Raw genomic sequence first — 22,094 nt, forward strand, 5'->3', positions numbered from 1 at the left:
CGGTAGTTCAGTTGGTTAGAATACCTGCCTGTCACGCAGGGGGTCGCGGGTTCGAGTCCCGTCCGTTCCGCCACTTATTAAGAGCCCTGAGCTAACGCTCAGGGCTTTTTCTTTGTCTGCAATTTAATTATTGCTGAATCCGCAAAAATCCTCTGCATTTTTCACTCTTTTTCTATAAAGAGCTGAAGCTCATAATCCTCTCAGTTAACGAACATAGTGATTAAAAAGAGGAATTCTATGACTATCCCTGCATTCGGTTTAGGTACTTTCCGCCTGAAAGACGACGTGGTTATCGCTTCTGTTAAAACGGCGCTTGAGCTAGGCTACCGTGCTGTCGACACTGCGCAAATCTATGATAATGAAGCGGCTGTTGGTCAGGCGATTGCCGAAAGCGGCGTACCGCGTAACGAGCTGTATATCACCACCAAGATTTGGATTGAAAATCTCAGCAAAGAAAAACTGATCCCAAGTCTGAAAGAAAGCCTGAAGAAGCTGCGTACAGATTATGTCGATCTGACGCTGATCCACTGGCCATCTCCAGGTGATGCGGTATCTGTTGAGGAATTCATGCAGGCGCTGCTCGAAGCAAAACAGCAGGGGCTGACTCGCGAAATTGGTATCTCAAACTTCACCATTCCGCTGATGGAAAAAGCCATTGCCGCAGTAGGTGCAGAGAACATTGCGACCAATCAGATTGAGCTGTCTCCGTATCTGCAGAGCCGTAAGGTGGTTGACTGGGCGAAAGCACACGGTATCCACATCACCTCTTACATGACGCTGGCTTACGGTAAAGCGCTGAAAGATGAAGTGATTGCGCACATTGCCGCTAAACATAACGCGACCCCGGCGCAGGTTATTCTGGCATGGGCAATGGGGGAAGGTTACTCCGTAATTCCTTCTTCTACCAAACGTGAAAACCTGGCAAGCAACCTGCTGGCGTTGGAACTGCATCTGGATGCCGAAGATAAAAAAGCGATCGCGGCACTGGACTGCAACGATCGTCTGGTCAGCCCGGAAGGCCTGGCCCCTGATTGGGATTAATTGCCTGACCCTCTGTACCCTTTAACCCTCTTTCACAGCTCCTTCGGGAGCTGTTCTTATATATTCACTTAAAAAGTCGATAAATGCCCGAATGCGCGTACTGACGGCACGATCGCTGTAATAAACTGCGCTAAAAGGCATCTCTACCGGCAGACGTTTATCTGCCAATAACTCCACCAGTTCTCCCCGCGCGATCTCTTTATCTATCATATAATCTGAAAGACATGCGATGCCGTTGCCATTCAGGCAAAGCTGTTTTAGCGTTTCTCCACTGTTGGAAGAAATTCCGCACTCGACCTCATGCAGCTGTCCGTCGATACAGGCAATCGGCCAGGTATTGAGTGAAACCGGTTCGGAAAACCCCAGACACAGGTGCTGGTTTAACTCCTCGACACTCTCTGGCTTGCCAAAACGGGCAATGTAGTCCGGTGAGGCAATAATCTTACGATAGCTGGTAAATAACGGACGCGCACGTAGACTCGAGTCAGTCAGTGTACCCGCTCGTATAGCAACATCCACTTTTCGTTCAATAAGATTGATGAACGTTTCTGAGGAGACGAGAGACAGCGTCATCTCGGGATACCGCTCCCGGAACGGCTTGATTAGCGGCATCAGGAAATGCAACATCACCGGTGTTGCTGCGTCGATGCGCAGCAGGCCGCGCGGAGTATTACGCGACTCCATGATTTCCGTTTCTGCTGCAGCCATCTCTTGCAGTATCTGCTGCACCCGCCTGAAGTAGCGCTCTCCTTCTTCGGTCAGGCTTAGCTGTCGGGTCGTGCGATTAAGCAAACTGACGCCCAGTTTCATCTCCAGCTTTTTTACTGCCCGGCTGACCGCGGAATTGGCTTGTCCAAGCTGTTCTGCCGCCCGGCTAAAGCTGCCACTTTCCACTACCGCCACAAAAATCGCAAGTTCTTCAGAGGTTGCTTTCATTTTTGCACCTGACGCAAAATTATATTGAGATTTTGAATATTTTTGTCATTAAAACATCCTGGCATACTGCGTGTCATCTGATTACTGATGTTACGGAGTTATTTATGCCTCTCGCTTTATTTGCACTAACAATAAGTGCCTTCGCTATAGGCACTACTGAGTTTGTGATTGTTGGCCTGGTGCCAACCATCGCTCAACAGCTGGCGATCTCGTTACCTTCCGCTGGGATGCTGGTTTCAATCTATGCGCTGGGGGTGGCAATTGGCGCACCGGTACTGACCGCTTTGACCGGACGCCTTCCACGTAAACAGTTACTGGTTGCGCTGATGGTTCTGTTTACAGCGGGGAATTTGCTCGCATGGCAGGCACCCGGGTATATGACACTCATTGTTGCTCGTCTGCTGACTGGGCTGGCACATGGCGTATTCTTCTCGATTGGTTCTACCATCGCGACAAGTCTGGTGCCAAAAGAGAAAGCGGCTTCCGCCATTGCCATTATGTTTGGTGGCTTAACGGTGGCGCTGGTCACCGGCGTGCCGCTGGGAACATTTATCGGTCAGCACTTTGGCTGGCGTGAGACTTTCCTCGCGGTATCAATGTTAGGCGTGATTGCACTGATCAGTAGCCAGTTGTTGATCCCCGCCAACATTCCCGGTCGCGCAGCCGCCAGCATTCGCGACCAGATGAAGGTGCTGACTCATCCCCGTCTGCTGCTGATTTACGCCGTTACGGCACTGGGCTACGGCGGTGTATTCACGGCATTCACCTTCCTGGCACCGATGATGCAGGATCTGGCGGGATTCTCCCCGGCAGCAGTAAGCTGGATCTTATTGGGTTACGGTGTTTCAGTGGCTATCGGTAATATCTGGGGCGGTAAGCTGGCGGATAAACATGGTGCGGTTCCTGCGTTGAAATTCATTTTCGCCGCGCTGTTTGTTCTGCTGATGGTCTTCCAACTGACGGCCTCTACGCAGTACGCCGCGCTGGCTACCATTCTGGTGATGGGGATCTTTGCCTTTGGTAACGTACCGGGATTGCAGGTCTACGTGGTACAGAAAGCTGAGCAATTTACGCCTAATGCTGTAGATGTGGCGTCAGGGTTAAACATTGCGGCGTTTAACATTGGGATTGCACTGGGGTCAGTGATTGGCGGGCAAACGGTCGAGCATTATGGTTTAGCTCAGACGCCGTGGATTGGCGCCCTCATTGTTCTGGTAGCTTTCCTGCTGATGGGGGTCAGCGGTCGTCTTGATAAACCCGTGCGTGTTGCTCTGGGGTAAATCATTGATGTAAGCGCCCACTTACAAAACAAACTGCAATTGTTCGTTGAAAGTGAGTGCTAAAATCCCTATAACAGAAGAACCAGTCCGGCTGCGGACTGGTTGACGTTACAGAGGTTTGAAAGTCTAAAGTGCGAAAAAACACCTATGCCATGCGTTATGTTGCCGGACAACCCGCCGAGCGGATTTTACCGCCGGGGTCGTTTGCGCATATTGGCCAGGCATTACCCGCAGGCGTTCCGTTAAGCAGTGAAGACCGCATTCGCGTGCTGGTATGGAATATTTTTAAACAGCAGCGCGCAGAATGGCAGTCGGTGCTGAAGAATTTTGGCAAAGATGCGCATCTGGTATTATTACAGGAAGCGCAAACCACGCCAGAACTGGTGCAGTTTGCGACCGCTAACTATCTTGCTGCCGATCAGGTTCCTGCCTTTGTGCTGCCTCAGCATCCCTCTGGCGTCATGACGCTCTCTGCTGCTCATCCTGTTTACTGTTGTCCATTGCGCGAGCGTGAGCCTATTTTACGGCTGGCGAAATCGGCTCTGGTAACGGTGTATCCGCTGCCTGACTCTCGATTATTAATGGTGGTGAATATCCACGCGGTTAACTTTAGCCTCGGTGTCGATGTTTATAGTAAGCAGTTACTTCCCATTGGCGATCAGATTGCTCATCACAGCGGTCCGGTTATTATGGCTGGCGATTTCAATGCCTGGAGCCGTCGACGGATGAATGCGCTATACCGCTTTGCGCGTGAAATGTCGCTGCGCCAGGTACGTTTTACTGACGATCAGCGCCGACGCGCGTTTGGTCGCCCTCTCGATTTTGTGTTCTATCGTGGTCTGAACGTGAGTGAAGCCTCTGTGCTGGTCACCCGTGCATCCGATCACAACCCGCTACTCGTTGAATTCAGTCCCGGCAAACCTGAACAATAACGGTGTGTCAGGTCTGCCGTAGGGCAGGCCTGTGATGGTTGCCCTTCCTATTTCACAACAACCGAAGGACAACACAATGACAACACGCTCTCACCATGACAACGTCGAAAAACAGTTTGGCTCTCAGGCTAATGCCTATTTAACCAGTGCGGTGCACGCCTCTGGCCGTGACTTGCAGCGTCTGAGGGAAAGGTTATCGGCATTTCCGCAGGCCCGTGTGTTGGATATGGGATGTGGAGCGGGGCATGCCAGCTTTGTAGCCGCGCAACACGTAAAGCAGGTTGTGGCTTATGATTTATCGTCGCAGATGCTTGAGGTAGTCGCTGAGGCGGCAAAAGACAGAGGCCTGGAGAATGTCGCCACACGCCAGGGTTATGCCGAAAGTCTGCCATTTGAAGATAGCGAATTTGACGTGGTAATTAGCCGCTATTCTGCGCACCACTGGCATGATGTCGGACGCGCGCTGCGGGAAGTGAACCGCGTTCTGAAGCCCGGTGGTGTATTGATTGTGATGGATGTGATGTCGCCAGGCCACCCAGTACGTGATATCTGGTTGCAAACCGTGGAGGCGTTACGCGATACCTCGCACGTTCGTAACTATTCCAGTGGAGAGTGGCTGTCGTTAATCAACGATGCCAATTTGATTGCCGATACTTTGTTAACCGATCGCCTGCCACTGGAGTTCAGTTCGTGGGTCGCGAGGATGCGCACGCCCGCGGCGTTGAGCGACGCGATTCGTGCATACCAACAAAGTGCTTCTGCAGACGTGAAAGCCTACTTTGCGTTACAGGAAGATGGCTCGTTTACCAGCGACACGATAATGGTTGAGGCACATAAAGCGGGATAAATAAAAAAGGCACTGGGGGGAATCCAGTGCCTTCATTTCTACAATCCTATCAGGAATCCGGCATGCCGTTGTTTTTCACAAACAACGTGAGCTGATCGCCTGGCTGTAGATTGTCCGTATCGCTGTTCCAGCGCATGACATCTTTGATGTTAACCCCGTGACGTTTGGCAATGCTCGACAACGAGTCGCCTTTACGCACACGATAGGTGATGCTATCGCTGTTGTTCGCCAGACGCTGCGCGCTGGTACCCGCACCCACCGTCAGGTTTTGACCCACTTTCAGGGATGACCCGCGCAGATTATTCCACTGCTTAAGGTCATTGGTGCTCACGCCAAGACGTGAAGCGACGCCAGAAAGCGTATCGCCAGAGCGAACTTTGTAGCTACGACTGTTCAGCGGCGTGTTATCCGCGACCAGCGTTGACTGCACGGCTGCAATTTCGCCTGAAGCCAGAGATTCACGCAGCTTCTCTGCATGCTTCTTTGGCACCATCACATATTGCGGGCCGCTGGCACCCAACGTGGAGCCTTTCACACCTGCATTGAAAGTCTTCAGCTTGCTGACGGAAATACCCGCCATATCGGCAACCTGAGCCATCTCAACCGGGCTACTCAGGCGAACACGTGCCAACGCGCGGCTTTCGTCTGTTGTTGGCAGACGCACGCCATAGCGTTTGCTGTTTTTGAGTATATCGCTCAATGCCAGCATTTTGGGCACATACTGCTTTGTTTCCTGAGGCAATGGTAACGACCAGAAGTCAGTGGATTTTCCACGTGCTTTGTTCGTTTTGATTGCCTTCATGACACGACCTTCACCGCTATTATAAGCAGCAACGGTCAGCAGCCAGTCGCCATCAAACATCTTGTTCAGACGCTGCATCATGTCCAGTGCGGCGGTGGTGGAAGCCACAACGTCGCGACGTGCATCATAATTGCGGGTCTGTTTTAAACCATAATTGCGCCCCGTGCTCGGAATGATCTGCCAAATACCTGCGGCATTGGCGCCAGACGTTGCGTGAGGATCAAAAGCGCTCTCCACTATGGGTAGTAGTACCAGTTCCATTGGCATGTTACGTTTCTTAACCTGCCCGGCTATCCAGTACATATACGGCTCTGCCCGTAAAGTTACATCGTGGAGATAGCTCTTATTACGTAAATACTTCTGTTTTTGTTCGCGAATCCGGTTGTTTTCCGGAATTCCCATCTTTAGCTCGTCACCAATGAAAGCCCACAAATCTTGATCAGCAGCGATAGATGTTCCGTCGTCCATCCATCGCGCCTGACTTGTAAACTTTCCTGCTTCCCCTTGACCAGCTGCAGAAAGGCTCTGTGCGTGTTGTTGGACGTTACCAGTATTCTGGCACCCAACAAGCAGGACAGAGGCGAGTAATATCGCTTTTGCCTTCATGTGTGTGTCAATAGTTGCTTAAAAGACGACCGATCATAACGGCGAAGTTTTCAAAAGGCAACCCGGAATTGTCAGAACGTATCTTTCTTTGACCTTAACCAGGCAAAACGCTCTTCAGGTTGTTGCAATATTGTTTCTTTGTTTATTTCATTAATTAAATCAATATCTTCTGTTCTCAAAAAAAGATTATTTCGCCGCTCATTTTTCAGAATTACGGGTAGTGTCATTTGTTTTTTTACGCGTAACTCATTAACTTTACGATAATATTCATTTATGAACGAATCGTGCGGGAGAATGCTTAAGGCAAACTTCATGTTTGCTAATGTGTACTCATGTGCACAACAAATTAATGTATCGTCAGGAAGTTCGTTTATTTTTTTAAGTGATTGATACATTTGAGTTGCTGTGCCTTCGAAAAGTCGACCACAACCGCCAGAAAAGAGCGTGTCACCACAAAATAAGTAAGGATGGCTAAAGTAACAGATATGTCCTAAAGTGTGACCCGGAGTAGCAATTACCCTAAATTCATGCCCCAAAACGAGTGCAATATCGCCATCTTCGACTATGTGTGTCGTTCCCTTATCTTGCGTTTCAGCCGGTCCGTATACCACTATTTGTGGGTAATGTTGCAGGAGTTCTTTCACACCGCCCACGTGATCCTGATGATGGTGGGTTAGCAGGATGGCTTCCGGCACCCAGTTATGCTCTGCAATGGCTTTCAAAACAGGAGCCGCCTCACCCGGGTCCACAATCAGACAATGCTGGTCATTATTTGACAGGACCCAGATGTAATTGTCCTGAAATGCAGGAATACTGTTAAGATTCATATATTACCTCTCAATGCGTAACGGAAGGTTGTGATGAAACCGGCAAGGATCCCTCAAACTGTCGTAGCGCCCGTTAGCTGGGATGATTTGCCCTGGGGCGAACACTATCGTGAGGCGCTGGAGCATCAGCTTAACCCGTGGTTTGCAAAAATGTACGGTTTTCATCTGCTTAAGGTTGGTAATTTAAGCGCAGAAATCGATTCTGAAGCGTGCGCGGTTTCTCATCAGGTAAATGTTTCTTTGCAGGGAGCTCCCATGCAGGTGACGGCCGATCCTTTGCATCTTCCCTTTGCCGATAAGTCCGTGGATGTCTGTTTATTGGCCCATACGTTACCGTGGTGCTCTGATCCGCATCGCCTACTGCGTGAAGCCGATCGCGTGTTGATTGATGACGGCTGGTTGATTCTGAGCGGCTTTAACCCGGTAAGCTTGATGGGATTGCGTAAACTGATACCCGTATTGCGCAAGACATCGCCCTATAACAGTCGGATGTTTACCCTCATGCGTCAACTGGACTGGCTATCATTACTGAATTTTGAAGTGCTGCACTATAGTCGTTTTCATGTTCTGCCCTGGAACAAGAAGGGCGGGAAAATGTTAAGCGCCCATATCCCCGCGCTGGGCTGTTTACAGCTGGTGGTTGCGCGCAAGCGAACCATTCCGCTTACGCTCAACCCGATGAAACAAAATAAAAGCAAAACGCCTATCCGTCATGCCGTTGGCGCGACCCGGCAATACCGTAAACCGGACGCTTAAGCCTCAGCCTGATACCCAATATCATCCTGAGTCGGGCTCATGGCCGCGGTGCGCGCAAGCTCATCGCAGCGTTCGTTTTCCGGATGGCCCGCATGGCCTTTAACCCATTCCCATTTGATTTGATGCGGCCCCAGCGCGGCATCGAGACGTTTCCACAGATCGACGTTCTTTACCGGTTTTTTATCTGCTGTTTTCCAGCCGCGCTTCTTCCAGTTGTGAATCCACTGCGTAATGCCCTGGCGCACATATTGGCTGTCCGTGCTGAGTATCACTTCACACTGTTCTTTCAGGGCTTCCAGCGCAACGATTGCCGCCATCAGCTCCATGCGATTATTAGTGGTGAGGTTGTAGCCCTCGCTAAAGGTTTTTTCGCGCCCACGATAGCGTAAAATCGCCCCATAACCACCAGGCCCTGGATTTCCCAGGCAAGAACCATCGGTGAAAATTTCTACCTGTTTAAGCATCTCTGGTAGACTTCCTGTTTTAGCAAATCGAAATCAAACGATAAGTCTGACATAAATGACCGTTATGAGCACTGGAATTACACGACAGATCGTCCTCGATACCGAAACTACCGGTATGAACCAGATTGGCGCCCACTATGAAGGCCACAAGATCATTGAGATCGGTGCGGTTGAAGTGGTGAACCGCCGCCTGACCGGCAATAACTTCCATGTTTACCTGAAGCCGGACCGGCTGGTGGACCCGGAAGCGTTCGGCGTACATGGAATCGCAGACGAATTCCTGCTCGATAAACCTACGTTTGCCGATGTAGCCGACGAGTTTCTCGACTACATTCGCGGCGCGGAGCTGGTCATTCATAACGCATCGTTCGATATCGGCTTTATGGATTACGAATTCGCGAAGCTCAAGCGTGATATTCCGAAGACGAATGAATTTTGCAAAATAACCGATAGCCTGGCGCTGGCGAGGAAAATGTTTCCTGGCAAGCGAAACAGCCTTGATGCGTTATGCTCGCGCTATGAGATAGACAACAGTAAACGAACTCTGCACGGCGCATTGCTCGATGCCCAGATTCTGGCCGACGTTTATCTGATGATGACCGGCGGGCAGACCACGATGGCGTTCTCAATGGAAGGCGACAGCCAGCAGCAGAATGACACGGGGATCCAGCGTATTGTGCGACAGTCCAGTAAACTACGCGTTGTTTTCGCCACTGATGAAGAGTTAGCGGCCCATGAGTCACGCCTTGACCTGGTGCAGAAGAAAGGCGGAAGTTGCCTCTGGCGGGCATAGTTTGTACGTTTACCGTATGAAAATGGCCATTCGGGTGATTTTTGCAGCAAACGATTAAAAACGTGAGAAAAAGCGTTGACGAGGCGCGAGGCAATCCGTAATATTCGCTTCGTTCCCAAGCGGAACACAACGCGGAGTGGTAGTTCAGTTGGTTAGAATACCTGCCTGTCACGCAGGGGGTCGCGGGTTCGAGTCCCGTCCATTCCGCCACTATTCAGAAAGCCTGAATCAGAAATGATTCAGGCTTTCGTCGTTTTAGCCCGCCAAAAAATAATAATCTCATTATCACGCTTTATCGACCGCGCCCGAGCTTTCGGGTGGGCAACACATCAGGTCATCCTTAACCCGACGCATATCCAGAAGGCGATTAACTCGCGAAGTGATTCATCACGCAGGCGAAGCGGGGTGAAAAGTTATCGCCAATAAGAACCGTTTCCTCATTCAGGTGCTTTAGCATATACAGCTTGTCGGCACGTTCGTAAGCGTCGAAGAAGAGATAGTCGACAGCGTCCGTTGCATCATCATCGGGGGATTTTTCCCGACCATCGGGAGTGAGCATAAAAACGCCTGCGGTATGGCCGAGTGGACGGGCATAGCGAAAGAACAGTTTTCTATTAACAGCGAACTCGCCGTCGTCACTTTTGAGTTTCCCTTGGACTGACAATGAAAGGTGTCCGGAGTTGTAGCTGGTTATCAGCATTATTCCGTGGAGTTCCTTTTTTGTATTCTGGATGTCGAGTATCGACGTGAATTCCGAGGAGCAGGAAAAACTGATTTCTTGTTTTTTCGCATTCCCGGCGATAATAAAAAAAGCGATAGCCGCTAGCCCAAAAATGGCAATCACGACTGACCATAGTAAAGGAGAGTGATCGCTTTCCTGCTTCATATCATTCCTCATGATGGCGATACTGGCTGATGCAATGGTAATAGCCGAGGTTTAGCCCGCATTCAGCGGCAAACGACCACTCAACCAGATTATGGTTGCTCGCCCAGGTATTGAGATACAGATCTTTTGGGTACGAACAGTTGGGGTTAATACCCACGGACTTGAAAATATCCAGCGCTTTTTTTTCGGTTATGGTGTCGGTGAGGGCGTTTCCTAATATATGCACACGGCATTGCTCGTAGTCGATAGTCCGCAGGATCGCCGCGTCCGTCATCGCGATTTCATTGGGTATCCATGTTAACCACGCTGTCGCCAGCACGGCGATGCCGGTAATTAACGTTGTTATCGTGACAGGCCACAGGTTTCGTTTCTTTTCCCTGGGCGTCAATGCAACATTGACTATTCTGGTGGGCGCTTGCGATTCCTCCAGTTGCTGAATATTGATACTGGCGTCGCTCATCCGAAATCCTATTCGCGGAATAGTGACGATCAGTTCTGCAGGATGGCCCGTAGACGTTATTGCTTTGCGCAGAAATGAAATGTGCTGATTGAGATTAGCATCCGTCGCTCTGGCGCCATTATGCTGGAAAACATTCTGCAGAATTTCATCGCGCGAGGATATCTCTTTACCATTTTGCAACAGATAGAGCAGTAATTGTGTTGCCACATTATTCAATGTGGCCATTTCACCAGATGCCAGGTCTTTTAGGGTATTTTTATGTGGTCTGAAAACTAAGCCATCACCAATAATTACGGATTTAATTTTGTTTATTGGTATATGAGAAATCACTGATGTCTCCTTTAAAGCAGGATATCTCGCATTCGAGTGGGGGAAGCAATAGCATAACATAATTCATTTATAAAAAATGATTGTACCATAGATTACTTTATTAATATTTATATAACAATCTCTTAATATATCTAATAGAATCCTCCAATCTCCTTCCTCTCTTTCACTATCTTATTGTCATTACTCGATTTTGATGCCCAATTTCATTTTTACAAAACATTCATAAATACATTTTGCCTGTTCTTCTGGCTAAATAAAAAAATAGTTGATAGATAAAAACTCTATAAAAACTATAAATGATAGACATTAACACTGGTATTGGCGTGTTTTTTGGCTATTTTTTAGGTAAACGATCGCTCTACAGACAGTGTTACAACACGATTCCCTGAGTTTGATTAATACCGGATTTTTGCATTGTGTCATTTTTTCGTCGACTTAATATAAGCCCCGAAACAGCGTAAACAACTGTGGACGGTATTTCTGATGGAATACTAATGAAGTTCAAAATACGGGGTGGCTTGAGATGGATTGTTTGCAAGGAAATGCACTTCCGCCACCTGCAGATCAGGGTTTCCCTTGCATAAATTGTCTGTGGAAATAGATCGTCGGAATAACCAAAAAACAGATATAAGGTTAAGTAGTAATATGAAAATGAAAAACGTGGCTGTGGCTTGTGCGCTGATGGCGGGAATGACTTTTACTGCATCTTCTGCTTTCGCTGCAAAAAATGTTGAACCGACTAACGGTAAAATTCACTTCACTGGTTCTCTGGTTAATTCCGCATGCGGTCTGGCCCCAGAATCCAGCCCGGTGCAGGTTAATTTTGGTGAGATCCCAACTTCTCAGTTAAAAGACAACCAACGTGCTGGTGTTAAGCATGCCAAAATCGTTCTGCAGGGCTGCGATACAACTGTTGCGAAAACCGCCACAGTAACCTACACCCCGGCAACGATTGATACCGACAACAATGCGCTGGCTGCATTTACCTCGGGTACAGCAAAGGGCGCGGGCATCGGTATGATTGACAGTGGTAACCAGGACGTGAAATGGGGCGAAGCCGCATCTCAGGTCAACATTACCGATGGCGAAACCGACATTGATTTCGTTGCTTATCTGCAGGCCAACAACGCATCCGCAGCAGTAACCCCGGGTGACTTCGAATCTACCGTTAATTTCCAGATCGATTATCAGTAACGATCTGCTGCGGGCGCAATTATGCGCCTGCTTAACCCTTCCTGCGAATAACTGAAAGGAAATGCGGTGATGCCTGGATGGCGTATTTTACTGCTTTTTATCTTCATATCGCCTGCATGGGTTTTGGCTGACACCCATCGTCTTGTCAGTACGCCCGGCAAAATGCGCATGCGGGGAAATATTATTGAGGCTGCCTGTTATGTCGATCCACACGACCGGTCGCTGCTGGTTGAATTTGATGACCTCTCAGCCAGAGATATTTCCGGAAAACCTGAAAAAGTATCTGCGCATGATTTCAGCATTCATTTGCTGGGATGTTCATTAGGGGATTCTCAACACCCCGGGAATCTGTTCCAACGCGCCAATATTACCTTTTCCGGCGCACCGGATAGTGACAATCCTGATTATCTGAGCGTGCAATCGGAAACTGAAAATTTAGCGATAGAAATATATGACGGCAGAGGCAAGCAAATTCATTTGGGTGAGCCATCACCGGATTATGCGCTTAACCCAGGGAAAAACACGCTCAATTTTACGGCTTATTTGATCTCCCGCGACGGAAGAATGACGTCTGGTGAATTTACTGCAGTCACGCATTTTGTTGTGAATTATCTCTGAGCTGCACAGCAATTCGGGTATCTGAAGGTTTGCGAACGAAAATGATCACGCTGAAAACAGATAAAAAACGTCTGGCGCTTTTAATTGCTCTGGTCTGTGCCTCTTCATGGGCTGAAGCGGATGAGTCTATTGAATTTAATACTGACGTCCTGGATGCCAGTGACAGACAAAATGTCGATTTACAGCGTTTTTCCGAAGGCAACTTTGTGACTCCCGGAGAATATCTACTGGATGTTCGTATTAACAGCCAGGAGCTCCCTCAGCAGTCGATCCGTTATATCGTTGATCCTGCCAACGCGCATAAATCCATGGCGTGCCTGACGCCGCAACAGCTCGAATTACTGGCGCTCAAAGAAGAGGCGCTGACCTATATTCATCCGATTAGCGCGACCTGCTATGACATTTCCCGCCTGCCGGGTGTGGTGCTGAATAATAGCGCAGGCGTACTGGACATTACCGTGCCACAGGCATGGATGAAATATACCGATCCAGACTGGACGCCGCCGGAGCGCTGGGATAACGGCGTCGCGGGACTGATTTTCGACTACAGCGTTTCGGGCCAGGCCACACATTACGAACAAGGTGGCGATCATTACCGCTCACTGTCTGGTTATGGACAGACGGGCTTTAACCTTGGCGCGTGGCGCTTTCGTGGCCAGTATCAGGCCAATTATGCTTCGGATGAAAATCGTGGGCGTATCGACTGGGATCAGATCTATGCCTATCGCCCGTTACCGATGCAGGCTGCAAAACTGACGGTCGGTGAAATATATCTGAATTCCCAGGTGTTTGATTCAGTGCGATTTACGGGGGCTAACCTCGCCAGCGACGAGCGCATGCTACCACCGAATTTGCAGGGCTACGCGCCCGAAGTGCACGGCATCGCCCGCAGTAATGCGAAGGTCACCGTCAGTCAGCAGGGGCGTGTTATCTATCAAACCACTGTTCCAGCGGGGCCATTTAATATTCAGGATCTACATGGCTCGGTACGCGGCACGCTGGATGTTCGCGTCGAAGAGCAGGATGGCAGCGTACAAACCTTTCAGGTCAATACGGCCGATATCCCTTACCTGACGCGCCCGGGCTATGTTCGTTACAACGCCGCTGTCGGTAAGCCATCGCGTTATAACCACGACGTCCAGGGACCTGCATTTTATAGCGGTGATTTTTCATGGGGGGTCAGCAATGCGTGGTCACTGTACGGTGGCGCGTTGCTCACTGGCGATCGCTATAACGCCTGGTCGATGGGGATTGGGCGGGATTTGAGCTGGTTGGGCGCGCTGTCGGCTGACGCGACGCAATCCGTGAGCCGGGTGAAGCATCAGGCTGAACAAAAAGGGATGTCCTTTAAGCTCAGCTATGCCAAAACCTTTGATGAATACAACAGCGCCATCACCTTTGCCGGTTACCGTTTTTCACAGCGTAACTTCCGCACCTTCTCGCAGTTCCTCGACGAGCAGTATGAAAATAACAACAGCGCCGGTAACGAAAAAGAGATGTACACCATCACCGGTAACAAGACCTTTTTTGCCGACGACCCGCAATTAGCGACCACGCTGTACCTGACCTATACCCACCAGAATTACTGGGATCGTGGCTCTCAGGATCGTTACGGGGTGTCGATGGGGCACAGCTTTTCGTTCGCAGGCATTCAGGGGATCAGCGCTAACCTTGCTGCTTACCGCTCTGAGTATCAGGGCAAACGGGACGACAGCCTTTCGCTGTCCATTTCGGTGCCATGGAGCGATGGCCGCTCAATGGATTATGAAGTGCAAAACAGCGGCAGCCAGACCAGTCAGATGGTTTCGTATTCCGATAACCGCGACCGTAACAATCCATGGCGACTGCGCGCAGGGGTTTCCGGTGAAGGGCACACCGCGTTTGATGGCTACTACAAGCATCGCAGCATGATGGCGGAACTGGAATCTAACGTCAGCTGGCAGCAATCACGCTATTTCTCCGTTGGTGGCACGATGCGCGGCGGCTTTACCGCAACGCGTCATGGCGCGGCGCTACACAACAGCCAGGCGTCGATGAATACCGCCAGGGTGATGGTTGATACCGACGGTGTGGCGAATGTACCGCTGAACGGCGAACAGGCGCACTCAAACCGCTTCGGTATTGCCGTCGTACCGGACGTCGTCAGCTATCACAGCTTTGATACCCGTATCGATGTGGACGCAATGGACGAGGACATTTCCGCGACCAAAGCCATTGTCACCAACACCCTGACGGAAGGCGCGATTGGTTATCAGCGCTTCGCCGTGGCGCAGGGGCAAAAAATGATGGCGCTGCTGCGCCTGAAAGATGGTTCGGTACCGCCGTTTGGTGCCGAAGTGTTTAACGCCAACGGTGTTAGCGTCGCCATGGTGATGGAAAACGGCATGGCCTGGATTGCGGGTGTGAATCCAGCCGAGCGTCTTTCTGTTGCCTGGGGCGGTCGCGCGCAGTGTCACTTACAGGTGCCTCAACAAATCAACCCGGAAGGTAACGTGCTGTTGCCTTGTGAATAATATCAATAACCTGAATGAATTTTGTCATGAAAAATCAAGCATTTTACTCCGTGCAGCGTTGGCTCAAACCCGTGGTCTGCGGTCTGCTTTTTATTGCAGAGATCAACGCCTCATGGGCGGGCATTGCACTTGACCGTACCCGTCTGATCATCACCGGTGATGCGCGATCTGTCAGCGCGAACTTAACCAACACCAGTCCAAGCATTCCGTTTCTGGCTCAGTCGTGGGTGGAAGACGCCAATGGAACAAAAATTACCTCGCCGTTGATGGTTTTACCGCCGCTGCAGCGGATTAACGGCGGGCAAAAGGGCATTGCGCGTGTGACAAAAACCAGCGGTATTAACGCTCTGCCGCAGGATCGCGAAAGTCTGTTCTACCTGAATGTGCGTGAAATTCCGCCCAAGCCGGATAAGCCGAACGTGCTGCAACTGGCGATGCAGTCACGCATCAAACTGTTCTACCGTCCGACCGCCATCGTGCCGGAAACACCGGGCGCCGTGTGGCAAAACCAACTGGTCTTTCATAAGCAGGGGCAGCGCTGGAGTGTGGATAACCCTACGCCGTACTTCGTTACCTTAATCGGCTTAAGCCGCAAGCCTGAAGCGCAGGGCGGCGACCGGCTGACTGACTTCCCTGGGATTATGGTTTCACCAAAGTCCTCTCTCGATTTCAGCGTGGCCGACGGCAGCGTTAGCCAGTTCAGCATGATGTATGTGAACGATTTTGGCGGTCATCCCGAATTGAAATTCAGCTGCACAGGCAATGTGTGTAAAGCATTGCCGATGGAGCAACAGCCCCGGTAACAGGATTCGTAAATGAAAAAGATGCTTTGCGCTCTGCTGATGGCGGGCATGGCCTGCTCGGTTCAGGCCACAAGCGGTCGCCAGGATATGAGCAATGTGTCCGGCGAGTATGGCAACGTCCGCTTTCATGGGCGAGTGTTCGTTTCGCCGTGCGTGCTGGATATGGCCTCCCACGATCAGACTATCGATCTTGGTGATATTTCCGCCAGCCGTTTTCGCCAGGGCGGCGATCGCAGCGATCCGGTATTGGTCACGCTGTATCTGAACGGCTGTTTAAAGGGCTCCGGTCATACCTTAAGGGATTTCCCCGGGCAGACCAGTGAGATGCCGGAGCTGGCGCATAGCACGGTGGAACGTGGCGTTTCGATGACCCTAATGGCTGAAGGCGCGCCGGAAAACAGCGATTTGGGGCGCATTCGCGGCGATGTGCGTGGTGCAGGCATTCGGCTACTGACCGAACGCAACCAGTTGATCCACCTGAACCAACCGCAACGCATGTGGATCCTCAAACCGGGCGATAACGCCATTCATTTTCTTGCCGCGCTGGAATCTTTTGGGAGAGAGGTGACCGCCGGAGAATTTAACGGTCTGGTCAGACTCAAGCTGGAGTATCTATGAGCGTATTACGTAAAACGCTGTTGTGGGTGGTGCTGGCAGGCTGTCCGATAGCCGGGCAGGCATTTACACAGGGAGAAGGTGAGCCGGAAGGTGGGTCGCCGCATCAGTACGATATTGAACTGAGCTCGCTGGATGTGAGCAAAAACCACGTGGGTGGCAGAACGGAGCCGTTCCCATGGAATCTGGGTGGCTGGTATGTGGTGAATTTCTATTGCGAACAGGCTGACATCTCCCGAGCACCAATTTACTACACCACCACAACCACGATGCCGCCTTCAAATCAGGGGGCGAACCGTTTTCGGCTAAACGAGTATCTGGATGTGGAAGTTCAGGTGTGGGTTGCCGGGGGCTATAAAAAATATGTGCAGGCGCCTTTTACCAACGTTTCAAATCGCAACAGCAACAACAGCTGTAAAAAGCGTAAGGGCTACACGCGAGCGACTAACGTTGAAAGTGGTTCAAAAGGGAAAGTGACGTTTATTGTCACTAAACCCATTATCAATGGCATCAATATCACTTCCCAGTCGCTGGTGGAGGTGGCCGGGCGCATGGGAAGCGCGGGACCTACGCCAACCACGGCGATTTCTCGCGTGGTGATTAAATCCGGGCTGATTACCGTCCCGGACAAATGCACCTTCAACCGGGGAGACAAAATCAGCATTGAGTTTGGCGATCTGCCTGGATCCGCTGCCCGGCTCAACGGCACTAACTACAGCAAGTCAGTCCCTATACATGTGGTCTGTGAAGGCGGGAGTTTCGATCAGGGCGCGCTGAACATTAATCTTGGTATACAAACGACCACGGCGTCAGGTACGGCGGGGTTTAACGGTAATCTCCTTGGCACGCTGAGCGGCGGACAAAAGCGCGACGATCTCGGCATTATGCTTAAAGACGAAAGTGGTGGCACCGTCGTGCCTAATCAATTCTACAACGTGAAGGGGTTTTACCAGAATCAGGGCGACTGGAATCTCACCGCTGCGCCGGTGGCAAAGCCGGGCGTGGGAAGCGTGAAGGAAGGTGAATTTGAAGCCTCTGCTACCGTTGTCGCGCAGTTTCAGTAGGGGGATGTCATGAGATTCTCGGCGTTATTCGCGACCAGTATGTTACTGCTAGGTGGCATGGCGCAGGCCGACACCAAACTGGTCGGCGGCGACATGTATTTTCACGGCACCATCAGAGCGCTGGCCTGCAGCCTTGCACCGGGAGGCGACAAAATCGAGGTCGATTTCAAGCAAATCGCGACACAGGATCTCTATCTCTCGGGGCGCAGTAAGCCGGAAAAATTCAGCATCCAGTTACGCGACTGCAACCCTGAGGTTTTCCGTGGGATCTCGGTTACCTTCAGCGGTCGTGAGGATGCGGAGCTGACCGATCATCTGGCGCTGGATAGCAGTGAACAAGGCGGCGCGTCAGGGATCGGGATTGGGATGAGCGAAGAGGACGGTACGGCAATCCGCCTTGATGAGAGCACGTCAGTCAAAGAAATAACAGAAGGTTCGATGACGCTGAATTTCTTGGCGTGGGTCGCAGCGGAGCCATCGGCGATAAAAAATCAGTCTCTCGAATACGGTCCGTTCAGCGCCAGCGGGACCTGGACGTTGAACTACCAGTAGCATGATGAACGTACTGAATCGCATTGCGCCGCTGCCTGCGCAGAAATTATTGCTCGGTATTAGTCTGTTTTTTTGGTGTGGGGCCATGCATCTCTACTGGCCGAACAACGGCGGCAGCGGTCTGTCGTTGCCGCTTAATATTACGAGCTGGATCTACGCTGTTGTGCTGGCTGCAAGCGTATTGATGCTGGTGCCTCGTCAACGCTGGCGCATCACTGTGCCCGCTGCGGGTTTTACAGTCGGGGCGTTCATCCTGACGTTGCTTTGCCTGCTAACGCCTGATGTCTGGCAGGCCGAGGCACTGCTGGTGGCGGGGGCGTTACTGGGCGGTATGAGCGTCTATCTGGTCACATTACAAATTCCGCTCACGGCAAACACCCTGACGGCACTGCTGGTTCTGCTATGGGGAGCGTGCGTGATTGAATGTCTGGCGTTTGTCTATCAGTACTGGCATTTGCCGGGCGTTGATTACTGGGAGTTTGCCTGGCGGCGCGGTACGCGACCCTACGGGATATTTCAGCAGGTCAACCTGATGGCCAGCTTCACGGCATGCGGTGTGCTGCTGTCAGCGCCGCTCTTTTTACGTCTGCACCGCGGGTATCGAATTGCCATTGGAATAGGCCTGGTAATGATGGGATTTGTACTGCATGAATCTCAGTCGCAAACCGGCTACTTGTCTCTGGTAGTCGGTGAAGTGCTGCTGCTGGCGGTTTTCCCGGCGCAACGGCGCACGCTACTGCTGCTTCTACTGCCGATGGCGTTAGGCGTGGTGATAGGGGCCACGGCCCGCCATTTTTTGTCTGTGGTCACGGTCGATCATCTGACGACTTCTCAAGTGCGCTGGACGGTGTTGAAAACGTCGCTGGCATTATTTGTCGAACGCCCGTGGATGGGGTGGGGCGTGGGCAGTTTTGCTGCCGTGTTTCTCGAACGCGCGGGGCCATTGGGGCTGGGCAGCATTTCGCATCCGCACAACGAACTGGTGCTGTGGCTGGTGGAGGGCGGTCTGGTTGGGCTTGCGGGGGCGCTCTGTTTTATAGCGGGTGGTTTCTGGCTCTGGCTGCACGGTAATTGCTGGCGTCGCGCCTGCCTGGTGGCGGCACTGCCGGTGGTTATTCATATGTTGACGGAATACCCCGTCAGGCAGTCAACGCCACACTGGCTGCTGTTGATCCTGTTGCTTCGATGTGCAGACAGCGCGCGAACGGGAATACGCCTGGTGCTTACGTCAACGTCGCTGATTCGCGCGGCAGGGTTTATCTCGTTACTGACCGTCGCGCCATTGCTGCTTCTCACGCTGCACACGCAACAGCAATTGACGCTGGCGGAGAGGCAGTCAACGCAGTGGCGTCTTGCCGAACCGCTCCCTGTCGGAGGCTGGCTTCTTACCAGTCGCTATCGGTTTGATGTCCAGATGGGGTATCTGCAACGGTATCAGCGTACCCGGGACGCACGTTGGCTGGAAGCGGTTCGCCGCTGGGCGCCTGATTATGTGCGCGTTCACCCAGACCCTAATGTCTCCTTCACGCAAATCTTACTGGCGTTGCACCAGCGCGACCTGGTCGAGGCGCATCGTTTGGCGACGCGCTTTTGCCTGATATACCCAAACGATCGCCGTATCCCGTGGCTGCAGGATGCACGACGTCCTTTTAATAAAATAATGGAATGATATGAACAGATTCAGTGAACAGGCCCATTATGTGCCAGAACTTCCCCGCAACGCCGAACTGCTGCGGATCACCGGGATCCGTTTGCAGCGCATTCATTTTTTTGATGACGCATCGCTGGATGTTTGTGAGGTGTTAAGCCAGGTACGCACACCGCTCCCACTGGATCTGTTTTTCAAGCACCTTTCCATCACGGCAAAACAGCAGCTTTTTCTATGGCAAATGCAGCGGGTGCTGGCCCTCTCGGGAAGCTATTCGCTGAATTTATCCGTCAGGATGCTGACCAGTCTGGCATGGATCACGCGTCTCACAAAGCAGGGGCATCAGGGGAGGATTGTTATTGAGATTCAGGATCCGGGCTCCATGATGCGCCTGGATAAGGCAGAGCAGCAGGCCGTATGCATTGCCGTAAAAACGCTGGTGCGTCACGGATTTCGCGTGTGGCTGGATGATGTTTCGCCTGAGCTATTTTTTGTCTGGCGGCTGTCGGGCATCCGTTTCGATGCCATCAAAATTGAAAGTGGAATGTTTCATCAGTTCAGAACATCGGAGTGGCAGTTGAGGGTTCTGGTCAATCAATTTCGTGGGCTGGGTGAACGGGTTGTCATTGAGGGGGTAGAAACACCACAGGATTATGCCATTTGCCGTATGAGCGGCGCAGATGCTGTACAGGGCTTTCTGTTTGAGCAGGAAATTTTACCGAAAAGCCTGAATCATTGCTGACTCAGGCTCTGAAAATTACTCGCTCAGCGTCTGTGCGATATCTTTTTGCACCTGCTGGCGCTGTTCTGGGGTCAGCACTTTGTTCAGGTCAAAATAGTATTTTACGCGATAATAACGCGCCTGCTGTTCGATGTTGCTGAACGCAGAAAGCTGTTTCTGAACGGCAGCTTCATCCCATTTCCCGGACTTGATGACGTCAATCAACGCGCCGTCTTTAACATCTTTCACCGAAATCTGGCTGACGTTGGTTTCAAGCTGCTGGTGCAGTTTTTTAATCTGCGCCACCTGGTCGTTGGTCAGCTTAAGATGCTGAACGACAGGGTCCTGAGCTGGAGCAGGAACATTGGATACGTTTGCTGCAAGCGTACTAAAAGAAGCGCCCGCTAAGGTAGCCGCCAGCAAAGTCATGCGTAAGAAGTTCTTCATGTCGAGATCCTGATAAGGGAATTATTAACATTGTCAGTCACTCGCTGGTTGCGAGTGATTATCCTTTGCAGAATACGATGCCCGCCGCATGTCGCCACGCGAATTTGTTTTGCGGTTGGTTACGGAGTGAAACAATCCCGCCACGGAAAACGTTGTGCAGCGGGAGTGAAGGCGATAGTTATAGCGTGAACGGGTCGGCGTCTTGCCAGGCGGGAAACTTCTCGCGATACTCGCGCAGCGCTGAGAGTGACAGTTCGGCGTCAATGCGTGTGGCCTGATGCGGCTCGGCGGTGGCAATAATCTCACCCTGCGGATTAATCACCCGGCTGTCACCGCGATAATGATGACCGTTACCGTCTGTGCCCACGCGGTTACATCCTGCTACATAAGCCTGGTTCTCAATCGCCCGTGCGGCAAGCAGAAGCTGCCAGTGCAGCGAACGCGGCGCAGGCCAATTGGCAACATACAACGCCAGGTCGTAATCGTTGCGATTGCGCGACCATACCGGAAAACGCAGGTCATAACAGACCAACGGCAGAATGCTCCAGCCGCGCCATTCAACAATAACGCGCGCGTCACCCGCATGGTAATGCTGATGCTCGTCCGCCATGCGGAACAGATGGCGCTTGTCGTAGAAATGCACATTACCTTCGGGCTCAACCAGAAAAAAGCGGTTTACCGGGCCGCGTTCAGACTGGGTAGCAGCGCTGCCCGCGATCAGGGCGTTGGTCTGTTGCGCTTTGGCACGCATCCAGCTTACGACTTCTTCTTGCGGCAACGATTTATTTGCCGCTTCCATGGCAAATCCGCTGGTAAACATCTCGGGCAACACGATGACATCACGTCCGGCGACGGTTTCCAGTTGTCGGTCAAAATGGCGCAGGTTGGCCGGGCCATCCATCCAGATCAAGGGTTGTTGCAGCAGAGTAATTTTCAAACCAGGCACGATCGAGGCTCCT

Annotated in this window: 23 protein-coding genes and 1 tRNA gene; 16 read left to right on the top strand and 8 right to left on the bottom strand. The window is 51.5% G+C overall.

The genetic code is table 11. The features are described from left to right. Positions 1 to 237: 237 nt before the first annotated feature. Positions 238 to 1,041, top strand: coding sequence for a 2,5-didehydrogluconate reductase DkgB (dkgB, locus tag OGY71_RS08250; protein ID WP_003830794.1), 804 nt, complete (start codon positions 238 to 240; stop codon positions 1,039 to 1,041). Positions 1,042 to 1,062: 21 nt separating this feature from the next. Here the strand turns inward: dkgB and yafC are convergent, their stop codons facing one another. Next, complete coding sequence (gene yafC, locus OGY71_RS08255) at positions 1,063 to 1,977, bottom strand: DNA-binding transcriptional regulator YafC (RefSeq protein WP_003830795.1); 915 nt, start codon at positions 1,975 to 1,977, stop codon at positions 1,063 to 1,065. A gap of 104 nt (positions 1,978 to 2,081) precedes the next feature. Here yafC and OGY71_RS08260 point away from each other — a divergent pair, with 104 nt between their 5' ends. The 3 genes from OGY71_RS08260 to OGY71_RS08270 all read left to right on the top strand — a co-directional run bounded on the left by OGY71_RS08260 (position 2,082) and on the right by OGY71_RS08270 (position 5,036). Then, positions 2,082 to 3,257, top strand: coding sequence for an MFS transporter (locus OGY71_RS08260; protein WP_126319178.1), 1,176 nt, complete (start codon positions 2,082 to 2,084; stop codon positions 3,255 to 3,257). A gap of 131 nt (positions 3,258 to 3,388) precedes the next feature. Further along, a complete protein-coding gene (locus OGY71_RS08265) occupies positions 3,389 to 4,189 on the top strand; it encodes an endonuclease/exonuclease/phosphatase family protein (RefSeq protein ID WP_008783770.1) in 801 nt (266 codons plus the stop codon). Between the two features lie 76 nt (positions 4,190 to 4,265). Then, positions 4,266 to 5,036: a class I SAM-dependent methyltransferase gene (locus OGY71_RS08270; RefSeq protein WP_126319176.1), complete on the top strand. Its 771-nt coding sequence runs from the start codon at positions 4,266 to 4,268 to the stop codon at positions 5,034 to 5,036. A gap of 49 nt (positions 5,037 to 5,085) precedes the next feature. Here the strand turns inward: OGY71_RS08270 and mltD are convergent, their stop codons facing one another. Both mltD and gloB read right to left on the bottom strand, forming a co-directional pair. Beyond that, complete coding sequence (mltD, locus tag OGY71_RS08275) at positions 5,086 to 6,444, bottom strand: murein transglycosylase D (protein WP_032934340.1); 1,359 nt, start codon at positions 6,442 to 6,444, stop codon at positions 5,086 to 5,088. Between the two features lie 71 nt (positions 6,445 to 6,515). Next, a complete protein-coding gene (gloB, locus tag OGY71_RS08280; RefSeq protein WP_003830800.1) occupies positions 6,516 to 7,271 on the bottom strand; it encodes a hydroxyacylglutathione hydrolase in 756 nt (251 codons plus the stop codon). 33 nt (positions 7,272 to 7,304) lie between these two features. Here gloB and OGY71_RS08285 point away from each other — a divergent pair, with 33 nt between their 5' ends. Continuing rightward, entirely contained in the window at positions 7,305 to 8,027 is a 723-nt protein-coding gene (locus OGY71_RS08285; RefSeq protein WP_003830801.1) for a class I SAM-dependent methyltransferase, read from the top strand. Here OGY71_RS08285 and rnhA read toward each other — a convergent pair. Beyond that, complete coding sequence (rnhA, locus tag OGY71_RS08290; protein ID WP_063941989.1) at positions 8,024 to 8,491, bottom strand: ribonuclease HI; 468 nt, start codon at positions 8,489 to 8,491, stop codon at positions 8,024 to 8,026. The genes OGY71_RS08285 and rnhA overlap by 4 nt on opposite strands. Before the next feature lie 64 nt (positions 8,492 to 8,555). Between rnhA and dnaQ the strand changes: the two genes are divergently transcribed. Both dnaQ and OGY71_RS08300 read left to right on the top strand, forming a co-directional pair. Further along, positions 8,556 to 9,284: a DNA polymerase III subunit epsilon gene (gene dnaQ / locus OGY71_RS08295; protein ID WP_095533177.1), complete on the top strand. Its 729-nt coding sequence runs from the start codon at positions 8,556 to 8,558 to the stop codon at positions 9,282 to 9,284. Between the two features lie 133 nt (positions 9,285 to 9,417). Further along, positions 9,418 to 9,494 (top strand) — tRNA-Asp (locus OGY71_RS08300). Positions 9,495 to 9,651: 157 nt separating this feature from the next. Here OGY71_RS08300 and OGY71_RS08305 read toward each other — a convergent pair. Further along, on the bottom strand, positions 9,652 to 10,170 hold the full coding sequence (locus OGY71_RS08305) for a FidL-like protein (RefSeq protein ID WP_003830806.1): 519 nt from the start codon (positions 10,168 to 10,170) through the stop codon (positions 9,652 to 9,654). A 1-nt stretch (position 10,171) separates the two neighbouring features. After that, positions 10,172 to 10,855 (bottom strand): winged helix-turn-helix domain-containing protein, encoded by a 684-nt coding sequence (locus OGY71_RS08310; protein WP_223240930.1) that lies wholly within the window; start codon positions 10,853 to 10,855, stop codon positions 10,172 to 10,174. A gap of 750 nt (positions 10,856 to 11,605) precedes the next feature. Here OGY71_RS08310 and OGY71_RS08315 point away from each other — a divergent pair. The 9 genes from OGY71_RS08315 (at position 11,606) to OGY71_RS08355 (ending at position 20,709) form a co-directional block, all read left to right on the top strand. Beyond that, entirely contained in the window at positions 11,606 to 12,154 is a 549-nt protein-coding gene (locus OGY71_RS08315; RefSeq protein ID WP_003830808.1) for a fimbrial protein, read from the top strand. Between the two features lie 69 nt (positions 12,155 to 12,223). Next, positions 12,224 to 12,772, top strand: a complete 549-nt coding sequence (locus OGY71_RS08320; protein WP_003830809.1) for a fimbrial protein — start codon at positions 12,224 to 12,226, stop codon at positions 12,770 to 12,772. A 41-nt stretch (positions 12,773 to 12,813) separates the two neighbouring features. Then, a complete protein-coding gene (locus OGY71_RS08325; RefSeq protein WP_126957790.1) occupies positions 12,814 to 15,285 on the top strand; it encodes a fimbria/pilus outer membrane usher protein in 2,472 nt (823 codons plus the stop codon). A gap of 26 nt (positions 15,286 to 15,311) precedes the next feature. Then, on the top strand, positions 15,312 to 16,088 hold the full coding sequence (locus tag OGY71_RS08330; protein WP_100247262.1) for a fimbrial biogenesis chaperone: 777 nt from the start codon (positions 15,312 to 15,314) through the stop codon (positions 16,086 to 16,088). Positions 16,089 to 16,100: 12 nt separating this feature from the next. Further along, the gene (locus OGY71_RS08335) at positions 16,101 to 16,706 is read left to right on the top strand and encodes a fimbrial protein (protein WP_193135073.1); all 606 of its coding nucleotides are present in this window, start codon (positions 16,101 to 16,103) and stop codon (positions 16,704 to 16,706) included. Further along, entirely contained in the window at positions 16,703 to 17,767 is a 1,065-nt protein-coding gene (locus OGY71_RS08340; RefSeq protein WP_003830813.1) for a fimbrial protein, read from the top strand. The genes OGY71_RS08335 and OGY71_RS08340 overlap by 4 nt, the downstream gene beginning before the upstream one ends. Before the next feature lie 9 nt (positions 17,768 to 17,776). Then, positions 17,777 to 18,319, top strand: coding sequence for a fimbrial protein (locus OGY71_RS08345; protein WP_003830815.1), 543 nt, complete (start codon positions 17,777 to 17,779; stop codon positions 18,317 to 18,319). A 1-nt stretch (position 18,320) separates the two neighbouring features. Beyond that, positions 18,321 to 19,988, top strand: coding sequence for an O-antigen ligase family protein (locus OGY71_RS08350; RefSeq protein ID WP_286613098.1), 1,668 nt, complete (start codon positions 18,321 to 18,323; stop codon positions 19,986 to 19,988). A 1-nt stretch (position 19,989) separates the two neighbouring features. Then, a complete protein-coding gene (locus tag OGY71_RS08355) occupies positions 19,990 to 20,709 on the top strand; it encodes an EAL domain-containing protein (RefSeq protein WP_267397898.1) in 720 nt (239 codons plus the stop codon). A 15-nt stretch (positions 20,710 to 20,724) separates the two neighbouring features. On the opposite strand, the gene OGY71_RS08360 is transcribed toward OGY71_RS08355, so the two are convergent. Continuing rightward, positions 20,725 to 21,135, bottom strand: coding sequence for a Spy/CpxP family protein refolding chaperone (locus OGY71_RS08360; RefSeq protein WP_003830819.1), 411 nt, complete (start codon positions 21,133 to 21,135; stop codon positions 20,725 to 20,727). 178 nt (positions 21,136 to 21,313) lie between these two features. Beyond that, positions 21,314 to 22,081: an amidohydrolase gene (locus OGY71_RS08365; protein WP_286613100.1), complete on the bottom strand. Its 768-nt coding sequence runs from the start codon at positions 22,079 to 22,081 to the stop codon at positions 21,314 to 21,316. Between the last annotated feature and the right edge of the window lie 13 nt (positions 22,082 to 22,094).

It is taken from the genome of Citrobacter sp. Cpo109 (assembly GCF_030332565.1).
In the GTDB taxonomy this organism is placed as follows: domain Bacteria; phylum Pseudomonadota; class Gammaproteobacteria; order Enterobacterales; family Enterobacteriaceae; genus Citrobacter; species Citrobacter portucalensis.